Here is a 13,030-nt window from a genome sequence, read left to right as displayed (position 1 = left end):
GCTCAGTCCCCGACCGCGTCGGCGCCCAGGCGCAGCAGGTCGTGCAGCGCCTCGTCGTCCAGCTCGGTGATCCAGCGCTCGCCACCGGCGACGACCGAGCCGACCAGTGCGCGCTTGCGGGCGATGACCTCGTCCACCTTCTCCTCCACGGTCCCCGTGCTGACGAGCGTGCGCACCTGCACCGCGCGCCGCTGCCCGATGCGGTGCGCGCGGTCGGTGGCCTGGTCCTCCACCGCGGGGTTCCACCAGCGGTCCAGGTGCACGACGTGGTTGGCGGCGGTCAGGTTCAGCCCCGTCCCGGCGGCGCGCAGCGACAGCACCAGCACCGGTGGGCCGTCGTCGCGGGCGAACTCGGCGACGACCGCGTCGCGGCGGGCGCGGCTCAGGCCGCCGTGCAGGAACGGCACGCGCCGCCCGGTGCGCTCGGACAGGTGCGGGGCCAGCAGGTGCCCGAACTCGGCGAACCGGGTGAAGCACAGCACCTTCTCGCCCTCGGCGAGGGCGGTGCCCACCACGTCGTCGAGGACCGCGAGCTTGCCCGAGCGGTGCCGGCCGCGGTGCAGGACGCCGGAGCCGTCGCCGAGGTAGTGGGCGGGGTGGTTGCACACCTGCGCCAGGCGGGTGAGGGCGCCCAGCACCAGCCCGCGCCGGCCGACGTCGTCGGCGTCTGCCAGGCGCGCGAGCAGCCGGTCCAGCACCGCCCGGTACAGCGCCGCCTGCTCGGGGGTGAGGTTCGCCCGCACCGTCATCTCCAGGCGCTCGGGCAGGTCCGGGGCGACGGCGGGGTCGGTCTTGACGCGGCGCAGCACGAACGGGCGCGTCACCAGCGCCAGCCGCTGCGCGGGCGCGGTGTGGCCGAGCTTCTCCACGGGCACGGCGAAGGTGTCCCGGAACGCCGCCGGGCCGCCCAGCAGGCCGGGGTTCACCGCGTCCAGCACTGCGCGCAGGTCCTCCAGCCGGTTCTCCACCGGGGTCCCGGTCAGGGCGACCCGGTGCTCGGCGGGCACGGCCCGCACGGCGCGCGCGGCGCGGGTGGCGACGTTCTTGACGTGCTGGGCCTCGTCGAGGGCGAGGCGCCGCCAGCGCACGGCGGCGAGGTCGGCGGCGTCGCGCACGAGCAGCCCGTAGGTGGTGACGACGAGGTCGTGCGCCGCGGCCGCGCGGGCCAGGTCCGCCCCGCGGGGCCTGCCGGGGCCGTGGTGGACGTGCACGCGCAGGGCGGGGGTGAACCGGGCGGCCTCGGCGGCCCAGTTGCCGACCAGGCTCGTCGGGCACACCAGCAGGGTCGGCGCACCCCCGCCGGGGGTGCGCTCGTGCAGCTCCAGGGCGAGCAGCTGCAGGGTCTTGCCCAGGCCCATGTCGTCGGCGAGGACCGCGCCCAGCCCGAGGCGCGCCATGGCCGCCAGCCACGTCACGCCGCGCCGCTGGTAGGGCCGCAGCGTCGCCGCGAGCCCCGGCGGGTCCGGCAGCTCCTCCAGGTGGGCCTCGGCCCCGCCGGAGAGCACCTCGCCCAGCGCGCCGCGCGCGTGGACGCCGGTGACGGCGGCGGGCAGGTCGCGCGCCGAGCCCAGGCCGGTCAGCAGGTCCAGGACGGTGGCGCGGCCGCTGCCGCGCCGGCGCAGGAACTGCGCGCTGCGCCGCAGCGCCTCGCGGTCCACCTGCACCCACTCGCCGCGGAAGCGCACCAGCGGCTCGCGGGACGCGGCCAGCGCGCGCAGCTCCGCCTCGGTGACGGGCTCGTCGCCGAGCGCGGCGCGCCACTCGAAGGCGACGAGGTCCGCCTGCCGCAGCCGCGGGTTCGTCACCACCCCCGGCTGGACGGCGCCGGCGTGCAGGGACAGGCCCACCGCGCGCCGCGTCCAGTGCCGCGGCAGCTGCAGGGCGATCCCGGCGGCGGTCAGCCGCGGGCCGCCGACCTCGACGAGGTCCAGCAGGTCCTCGGCGCCGATCTCGACGTCGCCGTCCCCGGCGCCGGCGAGCAGCCGCTTCAGCGGCGGGTGCACGGCGGCCGCCTGCGCGGTGCGGGCCATCAGCAGCAGCACCGGGTCCTCGCCGGCCCCGGCACCGCCGCCGGCCCCGGTCTCGGCGCGCACCTGCTCCAGCGTCAGGGCGAGGCTGGGCTCGTCCACGGGACGCAGCCGCGCGTGCAGCCGCCACGGCGCGTCCTCGCCGGGCGCCGGTTCGAGCACCCGCAGCACGAGGTCGTAGCCGGACTCGTCGGCGCTGCGGTGCCAGTCGCGCACCCGGTGCGCCAGCGCCCGCGGCTGCGCGCCGTCGGGCACCGCGGCGCCGGTGGCCAGGGCGCGCAGCCAGGCGGCGGGCGCAGGGGCGAGGCCGTCGAGGTCGGGACGCACGTGCGCGGTGCGGCGGCTGACGAGCAGGTCTGCGACCGCGGCGCACACCTCGTCGACCAGCGCGGCGGCCGCCGGGACCGGCGTGCGCGGCGGGCGGGCCTCGGCGCGCAGCACGGCGGGCGCCAGCTCGGCCAGCGCGGTGCGCCAGCGGTGGAAGCGCTTGTCGGGCAGCGGGACCCAGCGGGCGAGCGCCTCGCCGCCCACCTCGCCCAGCGCGGGCACGACCGAGCCGGCGTCCACCGCCGCGCGGGCGCCGCGGGCCACGTGCGCCAGCCAGCGCAGCCCGTCGCCGGCGACGCCCGCCGCCGCGCCCGGCCCGGGGTCCAGCACCTCGGTGAGCACGTCCACGGCCGCGTCGCCGCGCAGCTCCACCACGGGCACCGCCACCTCGTGCAGCACCAGGTCCGCGCGGGGGCGGGCGCCCGCGGCGGCGGGCCGGCCGACGGGGGTGCAGGGCAGCTCCACCAGCAGCGAGCGGGTCACCGGCCGGGCCAGCGCGGCGGCCATGTGCACCGCCCGGGGCGCGGCGGAGGCCAGGGCGGCGCGGTCGGCCGGACGGGCCGCGCCGACCGGGCGGCGCGGTGCCTCCACCCACAGCGCCAGGGTGCCGGCCCGCGTCCAGGTGCCGTGCACGCGCAGGCGGGTGGACGGCGTCGGGGAGCGGTCGGGCACGGCGAGGAGGCTAGGGGGCGCCGGCGACACGACGTCGCCACCGCGGTCCGGCTGCGTGCGACCCGGCAGCAGCAAGCGCTTTCCGATCCGGGGGTCCGGTGCTTGGATGCTTCGGTGACCGCTCCACCGCCGGACCGGGCCCTCGACGGGGACCGCCCGCTGCGCTCGGCCCTGCGACTGCTGGGCACCCACCGCCGCCGGGTGGCCGGTGCCGTCGCCTTCATGGTCGTGAAGGAGACGCCGCTGTGGCTGATGCCCGTCATCACCGGCCGGGTGATCGACGTCCTCGTGGCCGGCGGCCCGGTGAGCCGGCTGTGGCTGTGGACGACCGTGGCCGTGGTGGCCCTGGTCCAGAACTACCCCTGCATGGTGCAGTACACCAAGCGGTACATGGGGGCGGTGCGCACCATCGGCGCGGACCTGCGCAACGCCCTGGCGGACCGGCTGCAGAACCTGTCCATCGGTTTCCACACCCGCGTGAGCTCCTCGATCGTGCAGACGAAGGTCGTGCGCGACGTGGAGAACGTCGAGCTGATGTTCCAGCAGATCGCCCACCCGCTGCTGTCGGCGACGATGGTGGTGCTCGGCGCCGTGGCGATGACCGCGGTGACGGTCCCGCAGTTCCTGCCGTTCTACGCCCTGACGATCCCCCTGGCGGCCCTGCTGCGGTACGCCCTGGGCCGCCGCTCCCGCCAGCGCAACGAGGAGCTGCGCCGCGAGGTCGAGCGGTTCTCCGCCCGGGTGGGCGAGATGGCCACGCTCATGCCGATCACCCGTGCGCACGCCCTGGAGCGCACCGCCGCCGAGCGGGTCGCCGCCGGGGCCCGCGAGGTGCAGGAGGCGGGGCTGCGGCTGGACGTGCTCAACGGGCGCTTCAGCGCGCTGTCGTGGGTGAGCCTGCAGCTGCTGGGGGTGCTGTGCCTGGTGCTCGCCGCGTTCGCCTCCCTCTCCGGCGCGCTGGAGATCACCCCCGGCCAGGTGGTGCAGCTGTCGTCGTACTTCACCCTGCTGACCGGTGCGGTGACGAACCTGCTGATGCTGCTGCCGGCCGGTGCGCGCGGCCTGGAGTCGATCCGCTCGATCGCGGAGGTCCTGGCCGAACCGGACCTGGAGGAGAACGAGGGCAAGCGCACCGTGCCGGCCGTGCGCGGCGAGCTGGCGCTGCGGGACGTGCGCTACCGCTACCCGGACGCCGCCGAGGACGCCCTGGACGGCGTCACCCTCGACGTGCGGCCGGGGGAGACGGTGGCGTTCGTGGGTTCCTCCGGTTCCGGCAAGTCCACGCTGCTGAACCTGGTGCTGGGCTTCGTGCGGCCCACGGGCGGGCGGTTCCTCGTCGACGGCGTCGACGCGGCCACCCTGGACCTGCGCAGCGTGCGCCGGCACGTGTCGGTGGTGCCGCAGGAGTCGGTGCTGTTCGAGGGTTCCGTCCGCGACAACGTCACGTACGGCCTGCGGGACGTCGGCGACGAACGGGTCCGCCGCGCCCTCGCCGACGCCAACGCCGCGGGTTTCGTGGACGCGCTGCCCCGGGGGTGGGACACCGTCGTCGGGGAGCGCGGTGCCCGGCTGTCCGGCGGGCAGCGTCAGCGGCTCGCCATCGCCCGCGCCCTCGTGCGCGACCCGCAGGTCCTGCTGCTGGACGAGGCCACCTCGGCGCTGGACGCGGAGTCGGAGGTGGCGGTGCAGCAGGCCCTGGCGCGCCTGATGCGCGGGCGGACCACGCTCGTCGTCGCGCACCGGCTCTCCACCGTGCGCGCCGCCGACCGCATCGTCGTCCTGGACCGGGGCCGCGTCGTCGAGGCCGGCACCCACGAGGAGCTGCTCGCCACCAGCGGCCGCTACGCCGAGCTGCAGCAGGCGCAGCGGTCGTGACCGGACCGACCGAACCACCGACCGGCCCCCTGGAGGACGAACCCGTGGAGGACCCCGTGCAGGACACCGACCCCCGGGTCCCCGCCCACCTCACGGTGGACGACCTGGTCCGCCCGCTGAGCGCGGGGCCCTCGCCCCGGTTCGGCTGGTTGCCGCAGCACCCCGGCGGCGACCAGGTGCAGACCGCGTACCAGGTGCGCCTGCTGGACGCGGTGTCCGGGCGGCTGGTGGCCGACACCGGCCGGGTCGACTCGCCGGAGTTCCAGCAGGTGCGCTGCCCCGTCCCGGACCTGCCGCCGGGGGAGGCGTTCACCTGGACGGTGCGCACCTGGGACCGCGACGGCGCCGTCTCCCCGTACGCGCCCGAGGAGGGTTTCGACACCGCCCTGACCGACCGCGACTGGTCCGGGGCGCAGTGGGTCCGGCGGGTGCCCGCGCCGCCGGCGACGGGGTCGGGCACCACGTCCCTGGACGCGTACGACGACTACACCCTGGCCCGGCTCGAGGTGGACGTCCCGGCTTCGCCCGTGGTGCGGGCGCGGGTGCACGTCGCGGCGAGCAAGCAGTACGAGCTGCACCTGGACGGCGCCGTCGTCGCCCGCGGCCACGCGTTCGGCTACCCCTCGGAGGGGTACTCCCAGACCACCGACGTCACCGCGCACGTGCGCGCCGGCACCCGCCTGGCGATCGGGGTGGTCTACCACTACTGGGTGGGCACCTGCCAGGGGAACCCCCCGGGCCCGGACGGGCACCCGTCGGGGTTCCTGCTGAAGCTCGTCGCCGACCACGCCGACGGCAGCCGCACCACCGTCGTCAGCGACGGGACCTGGCGCGTGGCGCGCGCCCCGCAGTGGTGCGCCCCCGAGGTCGACGACGTCCCCGGCAGCCCGCGCCGCTACACCGAGCGCTACCGCAACGACGACGCCGGCGACTACTGGGAGGAGTACGACGCCCGCGCCGAACCGGACGGGTGGGACCGGCCCCGTTACGACGGCCGGGGCGCGAACTGGGAGGAACCCGTCGTCGTGGGCGAGCACCCGCTGCCGCCGCGCGCCGACGGGGCGCCGGAGTTCACCCGGCTGCACGCCCAGGAGACCCGGCTGGAGCGCACCGAGCGCGAGCCGGTGTCGCTGACCCGCCTGCCGGACGGCACGCTCGTCGCGGACCTCGGGCAGGTCGTCTCGGCCGTGCCCGTGCTGCGGTTCCGCCGCGGCGTCGCCGGCCGGCGGGTGCGGGTGCTGACCGGCTACACCCTCGACCCCGACGGGCGGGTGGCCACCGACCGCACCTCCACGCAGGGCAGCCGCACGTGGTTCGACCTCGTGCAGCGCGACGGTGAGCAGGAGCTGCGGCCCTTCACGTACTGGGGCTTCCGCTACGTGCAGCTGCCCGCCGAGGCGGTCGCGGGGGAGGAGCCGACCTCCGCCGACGTGCGCGCGGTGGTGCAGCACACCGAGGCCCCGCACCCGGCGGGGTTCTCCAGCTCCGAACCGGTGCTGGACGAGGTGTTCGAGCTGATGCGGCACTCCGCGCTGGTGTGCGCCCAGGAGCAGTTCCTGGACACCCCCACGCGCGAGAAGGGCCAGTTCACCGCCGACGCGATCAACATCTCGGCCGCCACCACGGCCGCGTGCGGGGAACGCGCGCTGACCCGGCAGGCGATCCGCGAGATCGTCGCCTCCCAGGCGCGGCACTGGTACGAGGGGGAGTTCCGCGGGCGCGTGAACGCCGTCTACCCCAACGGCGACGGCCCGCGCGACATCCCCGACTTCACCGAGATGGTCCCCGGGTGGGTGTGGCAGCACCACGTCGAGACCGGGGACCTCGAGCTGCCCGAGCAGGTGCACCCGGCGCTGGTGGAGATCGGCGAGTACGTGCAGCGCGCCACCGACCCGGCCACCGGGCTAGTCACGGCGCTGCCCGGGGGCGGTTCGCGCGGCCGGGAGAACGCCGTGTACCGGCAGGGCATCGTGGACTGGCCCGCCGCCGTGCGGTACGGCTACGACTGGGACGGCACGCTCGACGGGGTGCGCACGCCCGTGAACGCCTGGGCGGTCGACGCGCACGCGTCGCTGGCGCGGCTGGCGCGGGCGCTGGGCCGGCCGGCCGACGAGGTGGCGCGGCACGAGGAGCGCGCCGCGGCGCTGGTGCGCGCGGTCAACGCCCGGCTGCGCCGCCCGGACGGCGTCTACGTCGACGGCCTGGCCCCCGACGGCACCCCCTCCGCGAGGGCTGCGCAGATCTCCAGCTCCCTGCCGCTGGCGTTCGGGTTCGTGCCGGAGGCGGACGTCGCCGCCGTCGCCGACCACGTGCAGTCCCTGGGGATGAACCAGGGACCGATGACGGCGCACCGGCTGCTGCAGGGCCTCGCCGCCGCGGGGCGCACCGACGCCGTGCTGCACCTGCTCACCGACCCGGACGCCGACGGCTGGGCGAACGTCCTGGCCCGCGGCGGCACCTGCTGCTGGGAGCAGTGGAACCCCGTGGACGACCAGAGCTACTCGCACGGCTGGGGCGCGCAGGCGGTCGTGGACGTCCAGGAGGTGCTGCTGGGCGTGCGGATCGCCGCCCCCGGCGCGGCCCTCGTGGAGGTGCGGCCCCCGGTGTGCGCGCTGCGGCGCGCGGCCGGCACCCGCTGGACGCAGCGCGGGCCGGTCGAGGTGCGCTGGTCGCGCGAGGAGGGCACCGGCACCGAGCTGGAGGTGCGGGTCCCGGTGGGGGTGCGGGCCCGCGTCAGCGTCCCGGCCGACTCGCGCGGTGCGCGCGGCGAGGGCCGACCGCGCCTGCTCGAGGAGGGCGCCGGCCGCGTGACCTACCTCGTGGGCAGCGGGACCAGCGCGTTCGGCCGCGCCGCTGCAGGTGCCTGAGGCGCCTCACGCCTCCTGGCGCGGGGACCCGGGGCGGGGGAGGTGCGGTGCGGTCTCGTCGAGGGCCTGCTGCACCCCCTCGGCCGCGCGCAGCGCCAGCGCGCCGCCCGCGGCGGTGAGCACCGCGGCGGCCACCTGCCCGGCGGCCCCCAGCGCCTCGACGCCGCCCACGAACGGCACCACGGCCGCCGCGGCGGCGGCGGCGGCCAGCAGGACGCGACGCGAACGGGGGTGCGCGGTGAGCGCCGGCGGGGCCAGCGCCGGCAGCGCCAGCAGCAGGGCACCCAGCACGGCCGCGGCGGCGAGGAGCGTGCCGGGCGCGCGCACGGCACCGGCGAGTGCCGTGGCCGCGTAGGCCGCCCCCCAGGTGGTGGGCAGCAGGCTCGGGCCGCGCCGCGCACCGCCGCACCCGTCGTCCACGACCCCTCCCTGCTGCGAGGAGAACCCCGGGCGGTGCCCGGCGTCAAGGGCCCCGCACCCCCGGTTGCCGGTCCCCCGGGCGACCAGCCGGAGCACCTGGAGCAGGACGACGTCCGGGGGGCCGGGGTCGGCCAGCACCGCCTGCGCCACGGTTGCCGTGCCGTGCCGTGCCGTGCCGTGCCGTGCCGTGCCGTGCCGTGCCGTGCCGGGCACGGTCCACCGGTCACCGTCGCGGCGCACCGACCGGACGGCGGGCAGGGCCTCCAGGACACCGTGGTCCACCGGTGGCAGGGGGCGGAAGGCGAGGCTGTGCCCGGCGCCGTCGTCAGCGCCGGCGGCGGTGAGCTCGTCCGGGGTGCCCGTGGCGCGCACACGCCCCCGGGCGAGGACGGCGACGCGGTCGCACAGGTGCGCCACCTCGTCCATCTGGTGGCTGACCAGCACCACGGTGGTCCCGCCGCGGTTGACCTCCCGCACCAGCTGCCACACCCCGCGCCTGGCCGCGGGGTCCAGCCCGGTGGTCAGCTCGTCGAGGACGACCACCTCGGACCGGCCCAGCAGGGCGAGCGCGACGGGGACGCGCTGCTGCTGACCGCCGGACAGCTCGCCGAACGCGGTGCGCTCCGCACCCGCCAGACCCACCCGCTCCAGCACCTCCCGCCAGTCGGCCGGGTGCGCGTAGAAGGACGCGTACAGCGCGAGCACCTCCGCCACCCGCAGCCGCGGCTGCACCCGGCTGGCCTGCAGCTGGGCCCCGACCCGCTGGACCACCTCGGCGCGCTCGCGCACCGGGTCCAGGCCGAGGACGCGCACGCTGCCGCGGTCGGGACTGCGCAGCCCCAGCAGGCACTCCACCGTCGTGGTCTTGCCCGCCCCGTTGGGGCCCAGGACCCCGAACACCTCCCCCTCCTCCACGGACAGGTCGACGTCGTCCACCGCCACCCTCGAGCCGTACTCCTCGTGCAGCCCCCGCACCTGGACCACCGGCACCGTTCCCACCCCCGTCGTCGTCGCGAACCCGCTGACGCGTCCAGGCTGGCGATCGGCGGCGCGCCGCGGATCGCTCGACGGGCGGGGGCGCCGGCCGACGGGGGTGAACCGGGGGTCGACCGTCCGGTGGACCTCCGGGCGCGCGGGTGACGGAGACGTCGTCACGCTCCGCCGGGCGCGGCCCCGTCGCGCACCACCCGGTAGCGGCACACCAGCACGCCGGTGGGGCTCGTCGTCGCGGACACCAGCTCCAGCGGCCGCGCGCGCCCGTCGGCGGGGAAGACCCCCTTGCCGCCGCCCAGCAGGACCGGCTCCAGCGCGAGCTGGTACTCGTCGACGAGGTCGTGCTCGGCCAGCTGGGTGGCCAGCGAGGCGCTGCCCATCACCTGCAGGACGCCACCGGCACCGGCGCCGCTGTCCTCGCGCAACCGGCGCACCGCGCCGATCGCGTCGTCGGCCGGCAGCAGGGCGGAGCCCCGCCACGTCAGGTCCGCGGCGGTGAGGGTGCGCGAGGCGACGTGCTTGGGGATCGAGTTCATGCGGTCGGTGAACCCGTCACCGTCCCCGCCGCGCTCGGGCCAGGCGGCGGCCATGGCCCGCCAGGTGCGGGCGCCGAACAGCAGCGCCTCCGTCTCGCCCATGAGGGCGTCGATCGCCCCGCCCAGCACCTCGGGGTCGAAGTACGGCATCGACCAGCCGCCGTGGGTGAAACCGCCCTCGGTGTCCTCCTCCGCCCCGCCCGGGGCCTGCACGACGCCGTCCAGGCTGCTGAACTCGCTGACGACGATCCTCATCGCTGCTCCTCCGTCTCCTGCGCCACCACGTGCCCCTGGGACCGGCGCGGGTGCGAGAACTCATCGTCGGGCCCCGCCGCGCTCAGGCGCCGTCGTGGACCGTGACGGCGTAGCCGTCGGGGTCGGCGAAGGTGAAGGTGCGCCCGAACGGTCCGTCGACCGGGGTGCTGAGGATCGGTGTGCCGGCGGCGGCCAGGTCGTCGTGCAGCTCTTGCGCGTCGTCGGCGCGCAGCCACAGCGCGACGCCGAGGCCGGGGCTGTCCAACGCCGAGCTGGCGCGCGGGGCGTTCGTCACCCGCCAGGCCACGAACGGTGTGCTGCGCGGCCTGGAGGAGCGAGGGCTGGTCACCCGCCCCGGCACCGCCCCGCACGGCCGGGCGCTGCCCGCCGAGCTGACCGCGGACGGGCGCGAACTGCTGCGCTCGGCGAGCGCCGCCGTGCGCGCGGTGGAACGGCGGATGCTGGAACCCCTCGGGAGCACCGGGCAGCACCGGCTGCGCCAGGACCTCGCCGCCTGCACCGCCGCTCTCGGCGAGCGGCGCCCCGAGGGTCCCTGACGCGCGGCGCCCCGCCGCCCGGCACGGTGCCGGGCGACGGGGCGCGTCGCGGGGTGGGGCCGGGTTCAGCCGCGGTGGCCGCCGCCGTGCCCGCGCCCGTGACCGCGCCCGGCGTCGCACCCGGAGTCCTGGTCGGCCACGAAGGACGCCACCCACGCCATCGGCGCGTTCCAGTTGATCGTGATCTCGTTGGTCGACCACGAGCCGATGTCGTCGACGTAGCAGAACTGCGCCACGCAGCCGTCGGGGAACAGCGCCGCGGTGATCGGGTCACCGCTGGTGGCGGTGGGCGAGTACGGCCCGCCGGCCACCGTGCCCGCCGGCGGGTTCGGCGACGCCGGGTCCAGCTGGTTCGCGTACATCCGCGAGTGCTGGTTCCGCGAGAACACGTCCCCGTAGCCGGTGATGTAGGAGTTGTTCAGCGCGTTGCGCCCGAGCAGGTAGTCCGTGCTGCGGACCACGCCGTCGCGGTAGGCGTCCTTCCCCGTCAGGTCGAACGCGGTGCCCAGGACCTGCAGGTTCGACAGGATCTGCGCGTTCGACCCCCAGGCGTACTGGCCGTCCTCGGGGGCGTAGGCCTGCCCGAACGGCTGGGTCGCCTGGGCGGCCAGGAGGCGGTCGGCCGCCTCGGTCACCGAGCGCCGCACCTGCCGCAGCTCGTGCTTGCCCAGCCGGCTGGGCACGGTGGCCAGGTCCAGGCGGCCCAGGGCCCCCACGTGGCCCCAGTCGAAGCCGCCGGCCGGGAAGACGTCGGCGGTGTGCACGGGGGAGCGCAGCACGTCCTTGCGGAACTGCGGCTCACCCGTGGTCAGGTACAGCTCTGCGGCCGCCCAGTAGAACTCGTCGGACACGTCGTCGTCGTCGTACGGGCCGCTGCCCGGGTTCGGGTCGAGCGTCGCGTCGGGCGCCGGGGCGTACAGCTCCGGGTTCGCCCGCGCTGCCGCGTAGGCGGTGCGGGCCGCGGCGAGCAGGCGCTCGGAGAACGCCGGGTCGAACTCCGCGAAGAGGCGCGCGCCCTGCGCGGCGGTCGCCGCGACGTTCAGCGTCGCAGCGGTGGAGGGCCGGTACAGCACGCGCGGCTGCGGGTCGGCGGCCGGGTCCAGCGGCAGGCCGGTCCAGTCGACGTCGGCGACCTTGTGGAACACCATCCCCTCCAGGGGGCGGCCCGGCTGCACCTGCATCTTCAGGAACCACTCCAGCTCCCAGCGCGCCTCGTCGAGGACGTCCGGGACGCCGTTGCCGGCCTCGGGGATGCGCAGGGTGCCGTCGGCGAGCGCACCCCGGTCCGCGGTGGGGGCGTGCAGGCTGCGCTCGTACTGCTGCAGCAGCTGCGCGACCGCGATGCCGCCGTTGACGACGTACTTGCCGTGGTCGCCCGCGTCGTACCAGCCGCCGGTGACGTCGGTGGTGTAGTCGCACGTCCAGGGCTCGTCACCCTGGGCCACGAGGATCTCCTGCGAGTCGTCGTCCAGGCTCTGGCACGGCACCGCGGTGTCGCCCTGGTTCGGCGCCACGCCGACGTGGCCGGCCTCCCGGCCGTAGCCGGGGGTGAGCTCGTCGGAGATCGGGGTGCCGCTGCGGTTGGTGTAGAAGAACGTCATCGCGTCGTCGCGCAGGCGCTCCCAGGCGGCCTCGCCGATGTCGAACGGGTGGCTCGTCTCGCCGTCGGCCACGAGCGCGTACCCCGTGCCGCCCTCCGCGTAGCGGCTGAAGTCGATCGTGTGGACGTTCAGGCCCGCAGTGGGGTCGACGCCGCGCGGGGTCGTCGTCCCCTTCGCGACGGTGGTGCCCGCCGCGTCCTTCAGCTCCCACGGCAGGGACGTGGTGGCGTCGGTGACCAGCGTGGCGCCCTTGGGGCCGTCCGGCAGGTACGTCTCCTGGTTCACGCGCACGCGCGGGCCGGTCTCGGGCACGTACGGCGGCCGCTCGGCTCCGCCCTCCAGCACCACGTCGTCCACGCACAGCGTGTACCCGACGGGGTTGACGACGTCCTGCTGGAAGGCCAGCTGGGCGTTCGGGTAGTCGCGCTCGGCCGTGAAGTAGTACTCGTGGGTGCCGAACGCCGAGGCGAAGGCGGGCTTGTCGGCCGGCAAGAACTGCTGGTGGTTCACGTCGGCGCCGCCCTGCACGACGACGCGCACCGGCCCCTCGGTGGCGGGGGTGGTGCGGGCGCGGAAGGTGAGCTTGTAGCTCTCCCCGGCCACGAGCGGGATCTCCTGCTGGATCGCCGCGCCGTAGGCGGCGGTGGAGGCGGGCACGGTGGCGCAGCCGGCGCCGTCCTGGACGGAAGGGTTCGGGTAGATCGTCCAGCCCGTGGTGCCCTGGTCGAAGGCGCCGTTGACGATCTGGTCGGCGGCGTGGGCCGCGGTCGGGGTGAGCAGCAGGCTCACCGGGGCGAGCAGCGCGGTGGCCGCGGTCAGTGCGCGGGCGCGTCGCTTGCGCGCGGGGTGCATCGGCACGTGGTCCCTCCTCGTTGAGAGCGCTCTCACAGCGCGCGGACA

The 13,030-nt window shown here is 76.6% G+C and carries 7 protein-coding genes and 1 pseudogene; 3 read left to right on the top strand and 5 right to left on the bottom strand.

What is annotated here, in order from left to right; all coding sequences use genetic code 11:
- Positions 1–2: 2 nt before the first annotated feature.
- Positions 3–3,026, bottom strand: a complete 3,024-nt coding sequence (locus MN205_RS08215; protein WP_242126120.1) for a DEAD/DEAH box helicase — start codon at positions 3,024–3,026, stop codon at positions 3–5.
- A 114-nt stretch (positions 3,027–3,140) separates the two neighbouring features.
- Here MN205_RS08215 and MN205_RS08210 point away from each other — a divergent pair, with 114 nt between their 5' ends.
- Entirely contained in the window at positions 3,141–4,901 is a 1,761-nt protein-coding gene (locus MN205_RS08210; protein WP_242126117.1) for an ABC transporter ATP-binding protein, read from the top strand.
- Positions 4,898–7,768 carry a family 78 glycoside hydrolase catalytic domain gene (locus MN205_RS08205; protein WP_242126115.1) on the top strand — a complete coding sequence of 957 codons (2,871 nt, stop codon included), beginning with the start codon at positions 4,898–4,900 and terminating at the stop codon, positions 7,766–7,768. Before MN205_RS08210 ends, MN205_RS08205 begins: the two co-directional genes overlap by 4 nt.
- A 6-nt stretch (positions 7,769–7,774) precedes the next feature.
- Here MN205_RS08205 and MN205_RS08200 read toward each other — a convergent pair whose 3' ends face one another.
- The 3 genes and pseudogenes from MN205_RS08200 to MN205_RS08190 form a co-directional block, all read right to left on the bottom strand.
- The gene (locus MN205_RS08200) at positions 7,775–9,178 is read right to left on the bottom strand and encodes an ABC transporter ATP-binding protein (protein ID WP_242126113.1); all 1,404 of its coding nucleotides are present in this window, start codon (positions 9,176–9,178) and stop codon (positions 7,775–7,777) included.
- A 161-nt stretch (positions 9,179–9,339) separates the two neighbouring features.
- Positions 9,340–9,972, bottom strand: coding sequence for a dihydrofolate reductase family protein (locus MN205_RS08195; RefSeq protein WP_242126111.1), 633 nt, complete (start codon positions 9,970–9,972; stop codon positions 9,340–9,342).
- A gap of 82 nt (positions 9,973–10,054) precedes the next feature.
- Positions 10,055–10,228 (bottom strand): annotated as a pseudogene (locus MN205_RS08190) (VOC family protein); the annotation flags it as partial.
- On the opposite strand from MN205_RS08190, the gene MN205_RS22315 reads away from it, so the two are divergent.
- Complete coding sequence (locus MN205_RS22315) at positions 10,152–10,529, top strand: MarR family winged helix-turn-helix transcriptional regulator (RefSeq protein ID WP_374115884.1); 378 nt, start codon at positions 10,152–10,154, stop codon at positions 10,527–10,529. The pseudogene MN205_RS08190 and the gene MN205_RS22315 sit on opposite strands and share 77 nt — an antisense overlap.
- Before the next feature lie 65 nt (positions 10,530–10,594).
- Here MN205_RS22315 and MN205_RS08180 read toward each other — a convergent pair whose 3' ends face one another.
- Positions 10,595–12,982, bottom strand: coding sequence for a glycoside hydrolase family 9 protein (locus MN205_RS08180; RefSeq protein WP_242126263.1), 2,388 nt, complete (start codon positions 12,980–12,982; stop codon positions 10,595–10,597).
- Positions 12,983–13,030 lie beyond the last annotated feature (48 nt).

Source organism: Kineococcus sp. TRM81007 (assembly GCF_022669155.1).
Classification (GTDB): domain Bacteria; phylum Actinomycetota; class Actinomycetes; order Actinomycetales; family Kineococcaceae; genus Kineococcus.
Note: the sequence above shows the minus strand (reverse complement) of the source record. Positions and strands in the feature narration are given on the sequence as shown.